Origin of the sequence: Pseudomonas sp. RGB (assembly GCF_007713445.1) — a bacterium.
In the GTDB taxonomy this organism is placed as follows: Bacteria; Pseudomonadota; Gammaproteobacteria; order Pseudomonadales; family Pseudomonadaceae; genus Aquipseudomonas.
Genome location: NZ_VMSH01000018.1, coordinates 71409 through 91612, shown reverse-complemented (window position 1 = coordinate 91612; position 20204 = coordinate 71409). Strand labels below are relative to the sequence as shown.

Annotated in this window: 12 protein-coding genes; 9 read left to right on the top strand and 3 right to left on the bottom strand. The window is 62.7% G+C overall.

Annotated features, from left to right (window positions below; translation table 11 throughout):
- The 7 genes from urtE (at nt 1) to FPT15_RS26235 (ending at nt 6528) form a co-directional block, all read left to right on the top strand.
- Entirely contained in the window at nt 1-690 is a 690-nt protein-coding gene (gene urtE, locus FPT15_RS26265; RefSeq protein ID WP_145165737.1) for an urea ABC transporter ATP-binding subunit UrtE, read from the top strand.
- Between the two features lie 218 nt (nt 691-908).
- Nucleotides 909-2138 carry a formamidase gene (gene fmdA / locus FPT15_RS26260; protein WP_145165736.1) on the top strand — a complete coding sequence of 410 codons (1230 nt, stop codon included), beginning with the start codon at nt 909-911 and terminating at the stop codon, nt 2136-2138.
- Between the two features lie 2 nt (nt 2139-2140).
- Nucleotides 2141-2488, top strand: coding sequence for an FmdB family zinc ribbon protein (locus FPT15_RS26255; RefSeq protein ID WP_145165735.1), 348 nt, complete (start codon nt 2141-2143; stop codon nt 2486-2488).
- Between the two features lie 15 nt (nt 2489-2503).
- On the top strand, nt 2504-3547 hold the full coding sequence (locus tag FPT15_RS26250) for an aliphatic amidase (protein ID WP_145165734.1): 1044 nt from the start codon (nt 2504-2506) through the stop codon (nt 3545-3547).
- 3 nt (nt 3548-3550) lie between these two features.
- Complete coding sequence (locus FPT15_RS26245; protein ID WP_145165733.1) at nt 3551-4507, top strand: AAA family ATPase; 957 nt, start codon at nt 3551-3553, stop codon at nt 4505-4507.
- 67 nt (nt 4508-4574) lie between these two features.
- Nucleotides 4575-5147 (top strand): DUF2239 family protein, encoded by a 573-nt coding sequence (locus FPT15_RS26240; RefSeq protein WP_145165732.1) that lies wholly within the window; start codon nt 4575-4577, stop codon nt 5145-5147.
- A gap of 25 nt (nt 5148-5172) precedes the next feature.
- Entirely contained in the window at nt 5173-6528 is a 1356-nt protein-coding gene (locus tag FPT15_RS26235) for an MATE family efflux transporter (protein WP_145165731.1), read from the top strand.
- Between the two features lie 7 nt (nt 6529-6535).
- Here the strand turns inward: FPT15_RS26235 and FPT15_RS26230 are convergent, their stop codons facing one another.
- Nucleotides 6536-7111, bottom strand: a complete 576-nt coding sequence (locus tag FPT15_RS26230) for a TetR/AcrR family transcriptional regulator (protein WP_145165730.1) — start codon at nt 7109-7111, stop codon at nt 6536-6538.
- A 141-nt stretch (nt 7112-7252) separates the two neighbouring features.
- On the opposite strand from FPT15_RS26230, the gene FPT15_RS26225 reads away from it, so the two are divergent.
- Entirely contained in the window at nt 7253-8425 is a 1173-nt protein-coding gene (locus tag FPT15_RS26225) for an MFS transporter (RefSeq protein WP_145165729.1), read from the top strand.
- Here FPT15_RS26225 and FPT15_RS26220 read toward each other — a convergent pair whose 3' ends face one another.
- Together FPT15_RS26220 and FPT15_RS26215 are read right to left on the bottom strand one after the other, a co-directional pair.
- Nucleotides 8426-8791 carry a type II toxin-antitoxin system HicB family antitoxin gene (locus FPT15_RS26220; protein ID WP_145165728.1) on the bottom strand — a complete coding sequence of 122 codons (366 nt, stop codon included), beginning with the start codon at nt 8789-8791 and terminating at the stop codon, nt 8426-8428.
- Complete coding sequence (locus FPT15_RS26215; protein WP_145165727.1) at nt 8788-9039, bottom strand: type II toxin-antitoxin system HicA family toxin; 252 nt, start codon at nt 9037-9039, stop codon at nt 8788-8790. Before FPT15_RS26215 ends, FPT15_RS26220 begins: the two co-directional genes overlap by 4 nt.
- Nucleotides 9040-9248: 209 nt before the next feature.
- Between FPT15_RS26215 and FPT15_RS26210 the strand changes: the two genes are divergently transcribed.
- Complete coding sequence (locus FPT15_RS26210) at nt 9249-20204, top strand: non-ribosomal peptide synthetase (RefSeq protein ID WP_145165726.1); 10956 nt, start codon at nt 9249-9251, stop codon at nt 20202-20204.

The window sequence follows — 20204 nt, the reverse complement described above, 5'->3', positions numbered from 1 at the left end:
ATGTTCAAGATCGACCAGTTGTCCTGTGGTTACGGGCAGAGCCAGATCCTCCACGATCTGCAACTGAACGTGGCCAAGCGCGAGATCGTCGCGGTGATGGGCCGCAATGGCATGGGCAAGACCACGCTGTTCAAGAGCCTGATGGGCATTCTGCCGCAGTGGCAAGGCCAGGTCAGTGTGGACGGGCACGATGTGTCGGCGCTGGAAACCCATGAGCGGGTGGCGCGCGGGATTGCCTATGTGCCCCAGGGCCGCATGATTTTCCCGAGCATGACGGTGCTGGAAAATATCCAGACCGGGTTGCCGGCGTCGGCCCGCGGCAAGGTGCCGGAGGATTTGTATGCGCTGTTTCCGGTGCTGCATGACATGCAGTCGCGCAAGGGCGGCAACCTGTCCGGCGGGCAGCAACAGCAGTTGGCGATTGCCCGGGCGCTGGCGACCAACCCCAAGGTGTTGTTGCTCGACGAGCCGACGGAGGGCATCCAGCCGTCGATCATCAAGGACATTGCACGCACGCTCAAAGAGATTCGCAACCTGCGCGATTTGACCATCGTGGTGTCCGAGCAAGTGCTGTCGTTTACCCTGGAGATTGCCGACCGCTTTCTGGTGATCGAGAAGGGCCGCTTCGTGATCGAAGAGACCCGCGACCGCGTGGATGAAGCGACCATCAGCCGCTACCTGTCTGTCTAAAACAACACAGTTCTAATGTGGGAGCGGGCTTGCCTGCGATGACGGTCTATCAGTCACAGAAATGTTGGCTGGACAACCGCTATCGCAGGCAAGCCAGCTCCCACATTTTTGATTGCGTTCCATCCTTCCCTGCATACGTCATCCAACGTATTTCCGGTTTTCCCTGGCTCCCCGAGACTGGATTCCACGCACCAGACCATCCGCCCAGGAGCCAGTCCATGACCGAAACGCTGATCAAAGTCGACCTCAACCAGCCCGTCACTGAAAACGAAAATATCCATAACCGCTGGCACCCGGATATCCCGATGGCGTGCTGGGTGAAGCCCGGCGATGACTTCATTCTGGAAACCTACGACTGGACCGCCGGCGCGATCAAGAACAACGATGACGCCAGTGACGTGCGCGACGTGGACCTGTCCACCGTGCATTACCTGTCAGGCCCGGTGGGTGTGCACGGCGCCGAGCCGGGTGATTTGTTGGTGGTGGACTTGCTCGATATCGGCGCCAAGGCGGATTCGCAGTGGGGCTTCAACGGCTTCTTCTCACGGCAGAACGGCGGCGGCTTTCTCACCGATCATTTCCCCAGCGCACAAAAAGCCATCTGGGATTTCAAAGGCATGTTCACCCGTTCAAGGCACATTCCGGGGGTTAACTTTGCCGGCCTGATCCACCCCGGCCTGATCGGCTGCCTGCCCGACCCGGTGATGCTCGCCGACTGGAACCGCCGCGAGCAGGAACTGATCGACACCAACCCGACCCGCGTGCCACCGCTGGCCAATGCGCCACTGGCCGCCACCGCGCACATGGGCAAGCTCAAGGGCCAGGCCCGTGACGATGCGGCTGCGACCGGCGCGCGCACGGTGCCGCCGCGTGAGCATGGCGGTAACTGCGATATCAAGGACCTGTCGCGCGGTTCGAAGATTTTCTTCCCGGTCTATGTCAACGGCGCCGGGTTGTCGGTGGGTGACCTGCACTTCAGTCAGGGCGACGGCGAAATCACCTTTTGCGGCGCCATCGAAATGGCCGGCTGGGTGCACATGAAGGTCGAGCTGATCAAGGGCGGCATGGCCAAATACGGGATCAAGAACCCGGTGTTCAAGCCCAGCCCGATCACACCGAACTACAAGAATTACCTGATCTTCGAAGGCATCTCGGTGGACGAACAGGGCCAGCAGCACTACCTGGACGTCAACGTCGCCTACCGCCAGGCCTGCCTGAATGCGATCAACTACCTGACCAAATTCGGCTACTCGCCGGCCCAGGGCTATGCCTTGCTCGGCTCGGCGCCGGTGCAGGGGCATATCAGCGGCGTGGTGGATATTCCGAATGCCTGCGCGACCTTGTGGCTGCCGACGGAAATCTTCGAGTTCGACATCAACCCCAATGCCAACGGCCCCACCCAGTTCCTCGACGGCAGCGTCGACCTGCCCATTGCCCCGGACCTGTAGCCATGCCGACCTACGAATATGCCTGTGACACCTGCGGCACGTTCACGATGTTGCGGCCCATCGCCCAGCGCAACGAGCCCAGCCAGTGCCCGTACTGCGAAGGGCCGGGCGGCCCGCTCAGGGTCTCGGCCCCGGCACTGCAAACGCTGTCGGCCAACCAGCGCAAGGCTATCGCCGGCAACGAGCGCAGCGCCCATGCGCCGCAAACCGTCGGCGAATACCAGCAAAGCCGCAAACATCCGGCCGGTTGCAGCTGCTGCGGCACCCGCAAAAAAGTCGAGCCGAGCAAGGCCAACCCCTTGGGCCTCAAGACCAGGACCGGGCCACGGCCGTGGATGATCAGTCACTAGACCAGGAGTGATGTTATGCGTCATGGCGACATTTCCAGCAGCCCGGACACCGTCGGTGTCGCGGTGGTGAACTACAAGATGCCGCGCCTGCATTCCAAGGCCGAGGTCATCGACAACGCGAAGAAAATCGCCGGGATTATCCTCGGCATGAAGCAGGGCCTGCCCGGCATGGACCTGGTGGTGTTCCCCGAATACAGCACCATGGGCATCATGTACGACCACGACGAGATGATGGCCACGGCCGCGAGCATCCCCGGCGATGAGACCGCGATCTTCTCGGCAGCGTGCCGCCAGGCAAACACCTGGGGCGTATTTTCCCTGACCGGCGAGCGCCACGAGGAGCACCCGCACAAGGCGCCGTACAACACGCTGGTGTTGATCAATAACCTCGGCGAAATCGTGCAGCGCTACCGCAAGTGCATCCCCTGGTGCCCCATCGAGGGTTGGTATCCGGGTTACCGCACCTATGTGTGCGATGGGCCCAAGGGCATGAAGATCAGCCTGATTATCTGCGACGACGGCAATTACCCGGAGATCTGGCGCGACTGCGCGATGAAGGGCGCCGAGTTGATCGTGCGCTGTCAGGGTTATATGTACCCGGCCAAGGAGCAGCAGGTGCAGATGTCCAAGAGCATGGCCTGGGCGAATAACTGCTATGTGGCAGTGGCCAACGCGGCGGGGTTCGATGGGGTGTATTCGTACTTCGGCCACTCGGCGATCATCGGCTTTGACGGGCGCACCCTGGGTGAGTGCGGCGAGGAAGAGATGGGCATCCAGTACGCGCAACTGTCGGTGTCGCAGATTCGCGATGCGCGGGCCAACGACCAGTCGCAGAACCACCTGTTCAAGTTGCTGCACCGTGGCTACACCGGCATGCATGCCTCGGGCGATGGCGACAAGGGCGTGGCGGACTGCCCGTTCGAGTTCTACCGCACCTGGGTGCTGGACGCGCAAAAGGCTCAGGAGAATGTCGAAAAAATCACCCGCAGCACCGTGGGTGTCGCCGAGTGCCCGGTGGGGCAACTGCCCCATGGCGGCAAAGAAAAAGGGGTGGAGTAGGGCATGCGGTTTACCTTTGAACCGGCGCAGGTGATGGCGCTGTTGCGCAGTCGCATCGTTGGCCAGGAGGCGGCGCTGGCGCAGGTGGAGCGGCTGCTCAAGGTGGTCAAGGCCGATATCGGCGAGCGCGATCGGCCATTGAGCGTCAACCTGTTCATGGGCCCGACCGGCGTGGGCAAAACCGAAATCGTGCGCCTGCTGGCCCAGGCGCTGCATGGCCGGGCCGACGGGTTTTGCCGCATCGACATGCACACCCTGGCCCAGGAGCATTACGCCGCCGCGCTGACCGGCGCGCCGCCGGGGTACGTGGGCAGCAAGGAAGGCATCAGCCTGTTCAACAGCGAATTGATCCAGGGCAGCTACAGCCGCCCTGGCATCGTGTTGTTCGATGAACTGGAAAAAGCCAGCCAGGAGGTGGTGCGCAGCCTGCTGGGCATTCTTGAAAACGGCCAACTGACCCTGGCGGGCGGCACGCGCACCCTGGATTTTCGTAACAGCCTGATTTTCATGACCAGCAACATCGGCGCGCACCAGGCGCGTCGTCATCGCCAACGCTTCGCTCAGGGCTGGCGGCGGCTGCTGCGGGTGTTTGTGCGGGGCGAAGCGGCGGTGTTGGAAGAGGCCCTGCACGGGCATTTCGAGCCAGAGTTTCTCAACCGCATCGATCGTATCCTGATGTTCGAACCCCTCGACAAGCGCTGGCTTGATGCGCTGCTGGACGTGGAGCTGGAGAAGCTCAACCAGCGTCTGGCGGCGCACCAGCGCTCATTAAGCATGGATGCGTCGGCGCGGGCATGGTTGTGTCGCCAGCACGACGCACGGTTTGGCGCGCGTGCGCTGGGCCGCCGTGTACGGGTGGAGCTGGAGCCGGCGATCGCGGAGTGCTTGCTGCGCGATCCTGCTGTGCAAGGGATGCGAGTAACGGTGCGGGGTGAACACTTGGACGTTTCGCGACAATAGCCTTGCATGCTGACCAATTAGGGCTAATATGATCCGGGTAAAACAAATAACATCCGGGTAATAAGCCATGCCTACGCAACACACACCGCTGTGCACTGCCTTCTTCCGTCACCAGCGCGTGGCGGCCGGCGCCTATTCGGCGGTGGCCGAAACCCTGGCAGGGCTGAACCTGACAGCCGGCACCTTCCTGGTCTTTGATGACGCCACCGGCGCCCAAGTCGATTACCCATGGCCTGGCGGTTATGTGCCCGAGCAACCCGCAGACACAGCAATCGACGAAGAGCTTCCCGCGACCCCAACGGTGGGCCGCCCGAAGCTGGGTGTGGTCGCGCGGGAAGTCACGCTGCTGCCGCGCCACTGGGAATGGCTGGGCCAACAACCTGGCGGCGCCTCGGCGGCCTTGCGCCGGTTGGTGGATGAAGCGCGAAATGCCAGCGCTGGCCGTGATCAGGCGCGTCTGGCCAAGGAAGCCAGCTATCGTTTCATGAGTGCCATCGGCGGCGACCTGCCTGGGTTTGAAGACGCCTCGCGGGCATTGTTCGCTGAAGATGCGGCGGCCTTCGCCGGCAAGATCGGGCACTGGCCGAAGGATGTGCAGACGTACCTGGCCTGGCTGTCGCGCAATGCTTTCCCCGTCTAACAATAATTCCGGGACTCGAACGACCATGGAAGTCAATCAGCAACGGCCGTTGTGGCAGATCTACCTGATTTTTTTGGCACCGATGGTGCTGTCCAATTTTCTGCAAAGCTTTTCCGGCACCCTCAACGGCATCTATGTCGGGCAAATGCTCGGCACCCAGGCACTGGCGGCGGTGTCGGGGATGTTTCCCATCGTGTTTTTCTTTATTGCCCTGGTGATCGGCCTGGGAGCGGGCGCTTCGGTGCTGATCGGCCAGGCCTGGGGCGCGCAGGAAACCGGAATGGTGAAGGTGATCACCGGTGCGACGCTGACCCTTGGCGCCCTGGTAGGCCTGATCGCGGCGGTGCTCGGCAGCCTGTTCGCGCGCCCGGCCCTGCAGGCGCTGGGCACCCCGATGGATGTGCTCGACGATGCCGTGGGTTATGCCCAGGTGATGATGCTGATCATGCCGCTGCTGTTGGTCTTCATCCTCTACACCCAGTTGCTGCGCGGCGTCAGTGACACGATCTCGCCGCTGCTGGCGCTGATGGTCTCGACCCTGATCGGCCTGTTGCTGACGCCGGCGCTGATTCGCGGCTGGATCGGCCTGCCGCCCATGGGCATCCAGAGCGCGGTGTACGCGGGGCTGGTCGGTAATGCCTCGGCGATGCTGTTTTTGATCCTGCGCCTGCGCCACAAGAACCATGTGATGGCGCCGGACCGTGAATTGCTGGCTGCCTTGCGCCTGGACCGGGCGATCCTCGGCAAAGTGCTGCGCATCGGCTTGCCGACCGGCTTGCAGATGGTGGTGTTGTCGCTGTCCGAATTGGTCATTCTTGCGCTGGTCAACAGCCACGGTTCCCAGGCCACGGCGGCGTATGGCGCGGTGACGCAGATCGTCAATTATGTGCAGTTCCCGGCGCTGTCGATTGCCATTACCGCTTCGATCCTCGGTGCCCAGGCGATTGGCGCCGGGCGCCTGGAGCGAATCGGGCCGATCCTGCGCACTGGCCTGTTGATCAACACCTGCCTGACCGGTGGATTGATTGTGCTCGGCTACCTGTTGTCGCACTGGCTGCTGGGGCTGTTCATCACCGACGACGCCGCGCGGCTTAATGCCGAGCACCTGCTGCACATTATGCTCTGGAGCGTTTTGGTCTTTGGCTTCCAGGCGGTAGTGGGCGGGATCATGCGCGCCAGCGGCGTGGTGCTGATGCCGGTCGCCATCTCGATTTTCTGCGTGCTGTGTGTGGAGCTGCCGATGGCGTATGTGCTCAATGCGCATTTCGGCCTGCAAGGTGTGTGGATGGCGTTTCCGGTGACCTACCTGGCGATGCTGGCGCTGCAGACTGCGTATTACCGGCTGGTGTGGCGGCACAAGCAGATCAAGCGGCTGGTGTAGCGCGGGCTTATTGCTTCAAGCCGCGCAGCAGTAACTCCAGACCCTGCAAGCCTTGCTCCAAACGGTCGCCCGGGTGTTCATCGCGGGCGATCCACAGCGCGGTGTTGACCAGGCTGCCATTGATCAATTGCGCCAGCGCGACGCTGGGGCCCTGTTCGATGGCACCGGCCTGCATCAAGCCCTCAAGCAACTGGCACAGCGACGCGACGCAGTGATGCTGCGACCCGGTATCGCCGAGCACGGCCGGCGCATCCTGCAAAACGATGCGTTGGATTTCGTCGTCCTGGGCCATGCGCAAATACGTTCGGCAGCGTTCGCGAAAACCTTCCCACGGGTCCTGGGCCTGATCGGTGATGTGCTGCAGTCGCGCGTCCATTTCGCTGTCGAGTTGGGCGACCACGGCGGCCAACAGGCCTTTCTTGTCACCAAAGTGATGGTACAACGCACCACGGGTCAGGCCGGCGCGCGCGGTGAAGTCGTCCATCGACGTGTTGGCATAGCCCTGTGTGGCGAAGGCTTGGCGGGCGCTGGCGATCAGGCGGGCGCGGGTTTCTTCGATTATTTCGGCACGGGCTCGGCTCATTGGGTGGGCTCGCGAGGGTGTTTGAGGGTTTGACATACGCCGCGTATGTTACGCATGATTTGCCACATACGCACCGTATGTATTTTGCCTTGATGCCTGCCGATAGCAAGCTTCAAGGTCTTGAGGAAGAGGTCAAGCAGGATGGCAAATCCCTACGCCGAGTTGTTCCACGCCCCTGGCAGCCGGGCTTTTGTACTGGCCGGCATGCTTGCGCGCATGCCGATATCGATGACCGGTATCGGCCTGATCACCATGCTGTCGCAAGTGCATGGCGGCTTTGGCCTGGCGGGCGCGGTGGCGGCGGTGTTTGCCTTGGCCACGGCGTTTTGTGCGCCGCAGGTTTCGCGGTTAGTGGACCGCTACAGCCAGGGCAGGGTGCTGCCGATAGCAGCGCTGATTGGCGGTGGGGCGTTGTTGCTGTTGCTGTTGTGCACCTGGTTGCAGGCGCCAAGCTGGACGTTGTTTGTGTTCGCCGCCCTGGCCGGTTGCATGCCCAATATGTCGGCCATGGTGCGGGCGCGCTGGACCGAGTTGTACCGCGGCCAGCCCAAGTTGCAGACCGCGTTTGCCCTTGAGTCGGTGCTCGACGAGGTCTGTTTCATCATCGGCCCGCCGATCTCGGTGGGCCTGAGTGTGGTGCTGTTCCCGGAAGCCGGGCCGTTGGTGGCAGCGCTGCTGTTGGCGGTGGGGGTGACCACCTTCGTGCTGCAACACGCAACAGAGCCGCCGGTGCATGAACATCAGGACCATCACGGCCGCTGGCTGATCGCCTCACCGTCGGTACTGATCCTGATGATCCTGTTGCTGGCCATGGGCGTGATTGTCGGCGTGGTGGACGTGGTCAGCGTCGCATTTGCCCAGCATCAAGGCCAACCGGCGGCGGCAAGCATCGTGCTTTCGGTGTATGCCATTGGCTCGTGCCTGGCGGGTCTGGCGTTCGGCACGCTCAAGCTCAAGGCGCCGTTGCCCCGCCAGTTTTTGTTCTGCGGCGTGGCGACGGCGTTGACCACCTTGCCGTTGTTGCTGGTGACAAATATCCCCGGGCTGGCCGTGGCCATCTTCATCTCAGGCTTGTTCTTTGCCCCGACGCTGATCGTGTCCATGGCCCTGGTGGAGCGGATCGTCCCGCCCAGCCGCCTGACCGAAGGCATGACCTGGTTGATCACCGGCCTGAGTATCGGGGTGGCCATTGGTGCCGCCAGCTCGGGTTGGATGATCGACCATTTTGGTGCCACCAGCGGGTTCTGGGTGGCGCTGGTGGCGGGTGCGGTGGTACTGGGCTCAGCGCTGCTGGGCTATCGAAGGTTGGGCTGATCAGCCGATCGCCGGAGAAGGTTCTGCGCAATGATGTTGCAAAAACTCATTCAGCGCCTGGCGCGTCAGGTCATTGAGCGTCACTTTCTTACGGGTCGCTGCCAGGGCTGCAGCCAGATGCAGGTCATGGCCGACCCGCACGTTGAATGAACCCTTGCACGGTTTCTCCGGTGTTTGCCCGAGGGTGTGGCACGTAGCGAGGTAGTCTTCCACGGCCTCTCGAAAGGCCACGTCCAGCTCCGCGACGGTTTTGCCCTCATAGCTGACCAGCGCCTTGATAAACAGCACTTTGCCAAACAGGCAATTGTCTTCGAGGCTGGCTTCGATAGAGCCGATGTAGCCGTTGTGTTTCAGTTGGTTATTCACTGAATCAGTTCTCCTGATTTCAATTGTTCGATGATCTGGCGCCGAATGTAGTGTTTCAGTTCGTTGCCGGGGTGAGGCTTGTGCAAGGTGATCATTGCACTGGGGGCGCCGATGTCGAATTTGACGCGGCTTCCAGCCCCTTCAATCTGTGTGTAGCCAAGACGCTTGAGTAGCGTTTCGAGCTCTGGCCAGGTAAAGGCCATGCGCTCGTTGAGCAGTTTGGCGAGCAGCTTTTCATTTTTGGACACGGCGTTCCCTGCGTGTAACTAAATGTAGTTGCAAAAAGTGGTGTTCGTCAATGCTAGCCCGGCTTTATGTGTCTTTGCTGAGATTGATGTAACCCTTGATGACACCGCGCCTCACGCCCTTCATCCCCCGCTAATTTTTCCCCGCCCGGTTCGTTTTATAGGGACGACGTGCCTTTGTGCTTCCTGCCTATTGCTCCGGACTCCAAGAAATGAATGCTGAAGACTCCTTGAAACTTGCTCGCCGGTTTATCGGGCTGCCCCTGGAAAAACGCCAAGTATTCCTGCAGGCCTTGCAGAAAGAGGGCGTGGATTTTTCCCGGTTTCCGATTCCGGCGAGTGTGGAGGCAGAGGATCGCCAGGCGCTCTCGTACGCGCAGCAGCGCATGTGGTTTCTGTGGCAATTGGACCCGGCCAGCGGCGCCTACAACCTGCCCGGCGCGGTGCGGCTCAAGGGCGCGCTCAGCCTGCGTGCGCTGGAGCAAGCCTTCGCCAGCCTGGTGGCGCGGCATGAAACCTTGCGCACAGTCTTCCAGCGCCAGGCCGATGAACGCCTGACCCAGGTTTCGATAGAGCCCTCGCTTGTCGTCGAGCACCTGGACTTCAGCGCCATGGCCGCCGTTGAGCAGGAGCAGGCCGTCAACGACGCGGCGACGCGTCAATCGCTGTTGCCGTTCGATTTGGAGCACGGCCCTTTGCTGCGCGTGCAGTTGCTCAAGCTCAACGCGCAAGAGCATGTGTTGCTGCTGACCCTGCACCACATCGTCTCCGACGGCTGGTCGATGAACGTGCTGATCGACGAGTTCATCCGCTGCTACGACGCCCATGAGCGCAACGAGGCGCCGCAATTGCCGGCGCTGCCGATCCAGTACAGCGACTACGCCCTGTGGCAGCGCCGCTGGTTGGAAGCAGGGGAGCAGGCACGTCAGCTCGGGTACTGGCAGGCGCGTCTGGGCGACGAGCATCCGGTACTGGAACTGCCAACCGACCACCCGCGCCCGGCGATGCCGAGTTACCAGGGCACTCGCCATCATTTCGCGATTGACCCAAGCCTCGCCGCGCAACTGCGAACCTGCGCGCAAAAGCACAACGTCACGCTGTTCATGCTGTTGCTGGGGGCTTTCAATGTGCTGCTGCACCGTTACACCGGGCAGGCAGACATTCGCGTCGGTGTGCCGATCGCCAATCGCAACCGTACCGAAGTCGAAGGGCTGATCGGCTTTTTCGTCAACACGCAAGTCCTGCGCACCGAACTGACCGGGCAAACCCGCGTTGGCGAACTGCTGCAAGGCATCAAGGAGCAAGCGCTGGGCGCCCAGGCTCATCAGGAATTGCCCTTTGAGCGCCTGGTGGAGGCCCTCAAGGTCGAGCGCAGCCTGAGCCATACGCCGCTGTTTCAGGTGATGTACAACCACCAGCCGGTGGTGGCCGACATTGCCAGCGTCAGCACCGCTTCAGGCCTTGAGCTTTCGCTGGTGGAATGGCAAGGGCGCACCACCCAATTCGACCTGACCCTCGATACCTATGAGAAGTCCGGCACCCTGCATGCTGCGCTGACCTATGCCAATGACCTGTTCGATGCGCCTTCCATTGCGCGCATGGCCCGTCACTGGATCAGCCTGTTACAGGCCATGGTGGCCGACGGCGAACAGCGCATTGGCGAATTGCCGATGCTGGCAGCCGATGAGCAGCACGTACTGACCCATGCGTGGAACCAGACTGACGAAGCCTACCCAACCGAGCGCGGCATCCATCAACTGATCGAAGACCAGGTGCAGCGCACGCCGAGTGCTCCCGCGCTGGTATTCGGCGAAACCACGTTGACCTACGCCCAACTCAATGCCCGCGCCAACCAACTGGCGCATGCTTTGCGCGAGCAGGGCGTGGGCCCGGACGTGCTGGTGGGGCTGTGCGTCGAGCGCTCCGTCGAAATGGTCGTGGGCCTGCTGGCGGTCCTCAAGGCCGGTGGCGCCTACGTGCCGCTGGACCCGGAATATCCTCAGGAACGCCTGGCCTACATGATCGAAGACAGTGGCATCACGCTGCTGCTCAGCCAGCAAAGCCTGCTGGCCGTCTTGCCTGTCGAAGGTATTCAGGTGATCGCCCTCGACCAGCCGGCCAGTTGGCTGGCGGGCTACAGCAGTGCCTCGCCCGACAGCGGCGTTCACGCACTCAACCTGGCCTACGTGATTTACACCTCCGGCTCGACCGGCAAGCCCAAGGGCGCAGGCAACAGCCATCGCGCCTTGGTCAACCGCTTGTGCTGGATGCAGCAAGCCTACGAATTGACGGCCAGTGATGCGGTGCTGCAGAAAACCCCGTTCAGTTTTGACGTGTCCGTATGGGAGTTTTTCTGGCCGCTGATGACCGGCGCGCGCCTGGTGGTCGCGGCCCCCGGCGAACACCGCGAGCCGGCCCGGCTGATCGAAACCATTGGCCGCCACGCCATCACCACGTTGCACTTCGTGCCGTCGATGTTGCAGGCGTTTATCCATGAGCCGGGCGTGCAAGCCTGTGCCTGCCTCACACGCATCGTGTGCAGCGGTGAAGCCTTGCCGCTGGATGCGCAACGGCAGGTCTTTGCCAAGCTGCCAGCAGCCGGGTTGTTCAACCTCTACGGCCCGACCGAAGCGGCCATCGACGTGACCCACTGGACCTGCATCGATGAAGGCGCCGACAGCGTGCCCATCGGGCGGCCCATCGCCAACCTCGCCACCTATGTGCTCGACGCTCAACTCAACCCGGTGCCGGCCGGTGTGTCCGGCGAGTTGTACCTGGGCGGCACCGGCCTGGCGCGCAGTTATCACCGGCGCCCGGCGCTGACTGCCGAGCGTTTTGTGCCGAGCCCGTTCATCAACGGCGAGCGCCTTTATCGCACCGGCGACCGCGTGCGCCAGCGCACTGACGGCGTGATCGAATACCTCGGCCGTCTTGATCACCAGGTTAAATTGCGCGGCTTGCGCATTGAGCTGGGCGAAATCGAGACGCGCCTGCTCCAACACCCTTCAGTACGCGAGGCGGTGGTGCTGGTGCAGGGTGGCAAGCAGTTGGTCGCCTACCTGGTGCTCGACAGCGAGGAGCCAGCGGACCTCAAGGCCTGGCTGCTCAGCAGCTTGCCGGAATACATGGTGCCGACCCATTTCGTCGTGCTCGCCCAGTTGCCGGTCACCGCCAACGGCAAGCTCGATCGCAAAGCCTTGCCACTGCCGGAGGCTGCGCCGCAACAGGCATTTATCGCGCCTTCGAGCGACCTGCAAAAAGCCCTTGCGGCGATCTGGAGTGATGTACTGGGCGTTCCACACGTGGGTGTGGACGACAACTTTTTCGAGCTGGGCGGCGATTCGATCATCTCCATCCAGGTGGTCAGCCGTGCCCGTCAGGCAGGCATTCGCCTGAGCCCGCGGGACTTGTTCCAATACCAGAGCGTGCGCAGCCTGGCGCTGGTGGCGAGCTTTGAGCAGGCAGTGGTTATGGATCAGGGGCCGGTCTCCGGTGAGGTGATTCTGACCCCGGTGCAACAGGCGTTTTTCAGCCAGGCAATTGCTGCGCGCCACCACTGGAACCAATCACTGTTGCTGACCCCGCGCGAGGCGCTGGAACCTGCGCAGTTGGACGCCGCCCTCACACAGTTGATCAACCACCACGACGCCCTGCGCCTGAGATTCACCCGGCAGGCCGATGGCTGGCAGCAAGCCCACGCCGCGCCGGCCGCTGAATCTGTGCTGTGGCAATTCAGCGTCGGCACCGAGGCTGAATTGGCCGCGTTGTGCGATGAAGCCCAGCGCAGCCTGAACCTGGAACAAGGCCCGATGCTGCGCGCAGCGTTGGTCACCCTGGCTGACGGCGCCCAGCGCCTGCTGCTGGTGGTCCATCACCTCGTGGTCGATGGCGTGTCCTGGCGCGTGCTGCTTGAGGATCTGCAACAGGCTTACCGCCAGGTCGCATTGCCCGCCAAAACCAGCAGCTACCAACAGTGGGCGCAGCAGTTGCAGGCTCACGCGCATACGCTGGAAGCGCAACTGCCTTTTTGGCTGGCGCAGTCCAGCGACGCCGAGCTGCCGTGCGACAACCCCCACGGCGGCCTGCAAAACCGCCTGGGCACGAAGCTCGAAACCCGCCTCGATGCCGAGCTGACCCGCCAACTGCTGCAAGACGCGCCAGCGGCTTATCGCACCCAGGTCAACGACCTGCTGCTGACGGCGCTGGCGCGTGTGATCAGCCGCTGGAGTGGCCAGGCCGCCGCGCTGATCCAGCTGGAGGGGCATGGTCGCGAAGACCTGTTCGACAGCCTCGATCTGAGCCGCACGGTCGGCTGGTTCACCAGCCTGTTTCCGGTGCGTTTACAGGCCGCAGGCGAACTGTCGGATGCAATCAAGTCGATCAAGGAGCAACTGCGCGCGGTTCCGCAAAAGGGCCTGGGCTACGGCCTGCTGCGCTATCTGGGCCAACCGCAATCGCGTGAAGCCCTGGCCGATTTGGCTGCGCCGCGTATCACCTTCAACTACCTGGGGCAGTTCGACCGCCAGTTCAACGAGGCAGCGCTTTTCGTCCCGGCCAGCGAAGGCGGCGGCCAGGCGCAGGACCCTCAAGCACCGTTGGCCAACTGGTTGACGGTGGAAGGGCAGGTGTATGGCGGTGAGTTGTCGCTGCAATGGGGTTTCAGTCGCGAGATGTTCAACGCTGCAACTATTCAGCGCCTGGCGGATGACTACGCTACGGAACTCAAGGCGTTGATCGAGCATTGCTGTGCAACGCCTGCCGGGCAGGTCACGCCATCGGACTTCCCGCTGGCGCGTATCACCCAGCAGCAACTGGATGCACTGCCCGTGGCCGGGCCGGACATCGCCGATCTCTACCCGCTGTCGCCGATGCAGCAGGGCATGTTGTTCCACACCCTGTACGCGCCCCAGGGCCAGGCCTATATCAACCAACTGCGCCTTGATATTGAAGGCCTTGACCTGCTGATTTTCGGCCGCGCCTGGCAAGCGGCACTGGACCGCCACGACATCTTGCGCAGCAGCTTCCACTGGCTGGGCCTGGACAGCGCCCATCAGGTAATCAGGCGTCAGGTCGACGTGCAGTTGCAGGTGATCGAAGACGTGAATGCCGACCTCGATGCGCTGGCCGATGCCGAGCGCTCACGCGGCTTTGAACTCAATGCCGCACCGCTGTTTCGCCTGATGCTGGTGCGCAGCACAGGTTCGGCCTGGCACTTCATCTTCACCAGCCACCACATCCTGATGGATGGCTGGAGTAACGCGCAGTTGCTCGGCGAAGTGCTTGCCCATTACGCAGGCCAGGCCGTGCCGGCGCCGCTGGGGCAGTTCCGCGATTACCTGGGCTGGCTGCAACAGCAATCGTCGGGCGAGGGCTACTGGAAAAATGCCCTGGCGCCGTTGCAAGCGCCAACCTTGCTGGCGCAGGCACTGCGTGCGCCGGTTGGCGGCGTGGGCATGGCTGACCATCAAGTGCTGCTGGACAACGACTTTACCCAGGCCCTCGGCGAATTTGCCCGCCAACAAAAAGTCACGCTCAATACTGTGCTGCAAGGCGCCTGGAGCCTGTTGCTGCAACGCTACAGCGGCCAGGCTTGCGTGGTGTTCGGCGCGACCGTCGCCGGGCGTTCAGCGCCGCTGCCGGGGATTGAGCAGCAGTTGGGCTTGTTCATCAACACCTTGCCGTTGATCAGTGCCGCGTCGCCCGCCCAATCGGCCGGCGCCTGGCTCAGCGAGCTGCAAGCCTTGAACCTCAGCTTGCGTGACCATGAACACGTGCCGCTGTACGACATCCAGGCGTGGGCCGGCCAGCAAGGTGCGGCGTTGTTCGACACCTTGCTGGTGTTCGAAAACTTCCCGGTGGCCGAAGCATTGAAGCAAGGTGCGCCCGCAGGCCTGACCTTCGGCCGCATGCACAACCATGAACGCACCAACTACCCGCTGACCCTGGGCGTCGAACTCGGTGCCGGCCTGCGCCTGGACTTCAGCTATGACCGCGCCCATTTCAGCGAGCAGCAGGTGAAGCGGCTGGGCGCCAACGTGCGTCACCTGTTGGCGCAAATGATGGCGGACGCCGGTGTGCCGCTGGGTAACCTGCAACTGCTTGACGCCGCCGCGCAGCACGAGGTACTCGCGCTCAGCCAGTCTGCCGGTGCCGCCCAGCGTCCTCAGCGCGTACATGAGCGCATCGCTGCCCAGGCCCACGCCACACCTGACGCGCTGGCGGTTCAGGCGGGCAGTGAGCGGCTGAGCTACGCCCAACTCAACGCCCGGGCCAACCGCTTGGCCCATCATTTGTTGGCGCTCGGCGTGGGGCCAGGCCAGCGTGTAGGCCTGGCCAGTCGGCGTGGTCCGCAGCTGATCGTCAGCCTGCTGGCGGTGCTCAAAAGCGGTGCTGCCTATGTGCCGCTGGACCCGAAATACCCGGCCGAACGTTTGGCCTACATGCTGGCAGACAGTCGTTTGAACGTGCTGCTCAGCGAAACCGGGTTGCTCGCGGATCTGCCGCTGCCGCAAGGTTTGGTCCGTGTGGATTTCAGTACGTCTGGTGAAGAACTGGACGGCTACCCGGCGACCAATCCGCCCAACACGGCGGCGGCGGCCGACCTGGCGTACGTGATCTACACCTCCGGTTCCACCGGCCTGCCCAAAGGCGTGGCCATCGATCATGCCGCGCTCGGCCAGTTCTGCGACAGCGCAGAGGCCTACAGCCGGCTCAGTGCGCAAGACCGCGTACTGCAATTTGCGACCTTCAGCTTCGACGGCTTTGTCGAGCAGTGCTACCCGCCGCTGTGCGTGGGCGCCGCCTTGATTATGCGTGGCGACGAGCTGTGGGACGCCGGCCAACTGGCGCGCGAGATCGTCGAACAGGGCGTGACCCTGGCCGACTTGCCGGCCGCTTACTGGTATTTGCTGGCCAAGGAGTGCGCCGTCGACCGCCGCACCTTGGGCAACCTGCGCCAGGTGCACGTGGGCGGTGAAGCCATGTCGGTGGAAGGCATCCGTGCCTGGCATGCGGCGGGGCTGGGCGCTGTGCGCCTGGTCAACACCTACGGGCCGACCGAGGCGACGGTGGTGTCCAGCGTGCACGATTGCCAACTGGCGGATGCCAGTGATGCGTTCGGCGTGCCGATTGGCCGCGCCATCGCAGGCCGTTCGTTGTATGTGCTCGACAGTGGTTTCGAACTGCTCGCCACCGACGGCGTCGGCGAACTGTGCATCGGCGCCGAAGCGGGCCTGGCCCAGCGCTACTTCGACCGCCCGGCCTTGACCGCCGAACGCTTCCTGCCGGACCCGTTTTCTGCTGTACCCGGTGCACGCCTCTACCGCAGTGGCGACCTGGCGCGTTACAACGAAGCCGGTGCGTTGGAGTACGTCGGGCGTATCGACCATCAGGTAAAAATTCGTGGCTACCGCATCGAAATGGGCGAAATCGAGGCCGGCCTGCAAGCTTTGCCGCAGGTGCGTGAAGCCGCGGTGATCGCCCAGCCGAGTGCGGTTGGCATGCAACTGGTCGCCTACGTGGTGCCCGCCCATGGTCACACCCTGGACGCTCAGGACCTGGCGGCCACTTTGCGCCAGGCTCTGCCCGATTACATGGTGCCGGGGCATTGGCTGGTACTTGACGCTCTGCCACTGAACAACAACGGCAAGCTTGACCGCCGTGCGCTGCCGACGCCTGACCTGAACCTGCGTCAACAGGCGTATGTGGCCCCGCAAAGCCCGCTCCAAGTGCAATTGGCGGCGATCTGGCAAGCGGTTTTGCAGGTCGAGCAGGTCGGCCTCACGGATCACTTCTTCGAGCTGGGCGGCCATTCATTGTTGGCCACCCAAGTGATTTCCCGCGTGCGTCATGAGTTGAAACTGGAAGTGCCGCTGCGCGCACTGTTTGAGCAGCCGACGCTGCAAGGGTTTGCCACCGCTTGCGTGGGCGTGCGGGGGCACACGGCGCTGCCGCTGACTGCCGTAGAGCGTGACCAGCCCTTGGCATTGTCTTACGCCCAGGAACGCCAGTGGTTCCTCTGGCAACTGGACCCTGAGAGCGCCGCCTACCACGTGCCCACCGCATTACGCCTCAAGGGTCACCTGAACAAAGCGGCATTGCAGCGCGCCTTCGATACGTTGGTGGCGCGTCACGAAAGCCTGCGCACTCACCTGCACCAGGATGGCGAGCGTACCGTGCAAGTGATCAGCCCGCAGGCGCAGGTCGAGCTGACCTTGGCCGATACGGACGAGGCGGGCCTTAAAGCCCAGGTGGAAGCGCGGATCACCCAACCATTCGACTTGCGCAGGGGCCCGTTGATGCGTGTCAGCCTGCTGCGTCTGGCCGAGGATGAACACGTGTTGGTGCTGGTGCAGCACCACATCATCTCCGACGGTTGGTCGATGCAAGTGATGGTCGACGAGTTGGTCCAACTCTACGCCGCTTACAGTCAGGGCCAACTGCCGCAGCTGCCGGCCCTGCCGATTCAATACGCCGACTATGCCCAGTGGCAGCGCGATTGGATGGACGCCGGTGAGAAAAACCGACAGCTCGACTACTGGCGTGACGTGCTCGGCGGCGAGCAGCCGGTGCTTGAATTGCCGTTCGATCATCAGCGCCCAGCGGTGCCGACGCATCGCGGTGCGCGCCTGAGTATTGCATTGCCGGCGCCGTTGCTTGATGGCCTCAAGGGACTGGCGCAGCGTGAGGGCGTGACCTTGTTCATGCTGTTGTTGGCGTCTTACCAGGTCTTGCTGCACCGCTACAGTGGCCAGCAAGACATCCGCGTCGGCGTGCCGATTGCCAACCGTCATCGAGTCGAGACCGAGCGTCTTATCGGTTTCTTCGTCAACACCCAGGTGCTCAAGGCCGAGATCGACGGGCACACCACCGTCAGCCAATTGCTCGCTCAGGTCAAACAGCGTGCCCTCCAGGCTCAGGCCCATCAGGACTTACCATTCGAACAGCTGGTTGAGGCACTGCACCCCGAGCGCAGCCTCAGTTTGAGCCCGTTGTTCCAGGTCGCGTTCAACCACCACATCAGCCTGTCAGGCCAGTACTTGCAGCGCCTGGGCGAGTTGCAAATGAGCCCGGTCAGCTGGGACGAAGCCGTTGCACAATTTGACCTGACCCTGGACATCGAGGAGTCGAAGGACCAACTGGGCGCATCGTTGAGTTACGCCACCGATCTATTTGACGCCAGCACCATTGAGCGCATGGCGCGTCACTGGCAGAACCTGTTGCAGGCGATGGTGGCCGATGTGCAGCAGAACATTGGCCAATTGAACCTGTTGGACAGCGACGAGCAGCAACACATTCTGAACCTGTGGGATCAGACCGATGCAGGCTTCGCGAACCAGCGGCTGGTACATGAGTTGGTGGCTGACCGTGCGCGCGAAACCGCCGATGCCGTGGCAGTGAAATTTGATGCGCAAACCCTGACTTACGCTCAGCTCGATGCTCAGGCCAATCGCCTGGCGCATGCGCTGATCGCCCGCGGTGTCGGCCCGGAAGTGCGCGTGGCCATCGCCATGCCGCGCAGTGCCGAGATCATGGTCGCGTTCCTCGCGGTCATGAAAGCCGGTGGTGTGTATGTACCGCTGGATATTGAATACCCACGTGATCGCCTGCTGTACATGATGCAAGACAGCCGCGCGAAGTTGTTGCTGACGCACACCAGTGCCTTGCAGCAACTACCGATACCGCAAGGCCTGGACAGCCTGGCGATTGACCGCACCGAATTGTGGTGTGATTACAGTGATACCGCGCCCGATGTGCAGTTGGACGGCGACAACCTCGCGTACGTGATCTACACCTCAGGCTCCACCGGCATGCCCAAGGGCGTTGCCGTTTCCCACGGCCCGTTGGTGGCGCATATCATCGCCACCGGCGAACGCTATGAAACGTCGCCCGCCGATTGCGAACTGCACTTCATGTCCTTCGCATTCGACGGCGCCCACGAAGGCTGGATGCACCCGCTGATCAATGGCGCCAGTGTGCTGATACGCGACGATAGTCTGTGGCTGCCGGAATACACCTACGCACAAATGCACCGCCATAACGTGACCATGGCCGTGTTCCCGCCGGTGTACCTGCAACAGCTGGCTGAACATGCCGAGCGCGACGGTAACCCACCGCCAGTGCGTGTTTACTGCTTCGGCGGTGACGCAGTGGCGCAGGCCAGCTACGACCTGGCGTGGCGTGCACTGAAACCGACCTACCTGTTCAATGGCTACGGCCCGACGGAAACCGTGGTCACGCCGCTGCTGTGGAAAGCCCATCGTGGCGACCCCTGCGGCGCCGTCTACGCACCGATTGGCACACTGCTGGGCAACCGCAGCGGCTATGTGCTGGATTCGCAACTGAACCTGCAACCAATCGGCGTGGCAGGTGAGTTGTACCTGGGCGGGGAGGGCGTGGCTCGCGGTTATTTGGAGCGTCCGGCACTGACTGCCGAGCGCTTCGTGCCGGACCCGTTCGGCAAACCTGGCAGCCGTGTGTATCGCAGCGGCGACCTCACCCGTGGTCGCCCTGATGGTGTGGTGGATTACCTCGGCCGCGTCGACCATCAGGTAAAAATCCGTGGGTTCCGTATCGAGCTGGGCGAAATCGAAGCACGTCTGCGCGAACAGGACAGCGTCGGTGAAACCGTGGTTGTGGCCCAGGACGGCCCGACCGGCAAACAGCTGGTGGCGTATGTCGTGCCGGCCGATGCAAGCCTGGCGAACGCAGCCGAGTTCCGCGACAGCCTGCGCCGTGCCCTGAAAACCCGTTTGCCGGACTACATGGTGCCCGCGCATTTCATGTTCCTGGCGCAGATGCCGCTGACCCCCAACGGCAAGCTTGACCGCAAGGGCTTGCCCGAACCGGATGCGAGCCAGATGCAGCAACAGTATGTGGCCCCCGAAACCGAACTGGAGCAGCAGATCGCCGCGATCTGGGCCCAGGTGTTGCGTCTGCCGCACGTGGGCTTGAACGACAACTTCTTCGAAGTCGGCGGCCATTCCCTGCTGGCGATCCAGATCACTTCACGGGTCCAGGCCGAACTGGGCCTGGAGGTGCCGCTGGTGGAAGTGTTCCAGACCGAATCGTTGCGCGCCTATGCCCAGGCGGCTGCCACCTTCTGCGCCGGCACGGCGGAAGACTTTGATGATCTTCGTGACTTTTTGAGCGAACTAGAGGCGATTTGA

Excerpts from the sequence above, each read along its gene's own strand:
- urtE (WP_145165737.1), top strand. The coding sequence starts at position 1 with ATGTTCAAGATCGACCAGTTGTCCTGTGGTTACGGGCAGAGCCAGATC.
- fmdA (WP_145165736.1), top strand. The coding sequence starts at position 909 with ATGACCGAAACGCTGATCAAAGTCGACCTCAACCAGCCCGTCACTGAA.
- FPT15_RS26255 (WP_145165735.1), top strand. The coding sequence starts at position 2,141 with ATGCCGACCTACGAATATGCCTGTGACACCTGCGGCACGTTCACGATG.
- FPT15_RS26250 (WP_145165734.1), top strand. The coding sequence starts at position 2,504 with ATGCGTCATGGCGACATTTCCAGCAGCCCGGACACCGTCGGTGTCGCG.
- FPT15_RS26245 (WP_145165733.1), top strand. The coding sequence starts at position 3,551 with ATGCGGTTTACCTTTGAACCGGCGCAGGTGATGGCGCTGTTGCGCAGT.
- FPT15_RS26240 (WP_145165732.1), top strand. The coding sequence starts at position 4,575 with ATGCCTACGCAACACACACCGCTGTGCACTGCCTTCTTCCGTCACCAG.
- FPT15_RS26235 (WP_145165731.1), top strand. The coding sequence starts at position 5,173 with ATGGAAGTCAATCAGCAACGGCCGTTGTGGCAGATCTACCTGATTTTT.
- FPT15_RS26230 (WP_145165730.1), bottom strand. The coding sequence starts at position 7,111 with ATGAGCCGAGCCCGTGCCGAAATAATCGAAGAAACCCGCGCCCGCCTG.
- FPT15_RS26225 (WP_145165729.1), top strand. The coding sequence starts at position 7,253 with ATGGCAAATCCCTACGCCGAGTTGTTCCACGCCCCTGGCAGCCGGGCT.
- FPT15_RS26210 (WP_145165726.1), top strand. The coding sequence starts at position 9,249 with ATGAATGCTGAAGACTCCTTGAAACTTGCTCGCCGGTTTATCGGGCTG.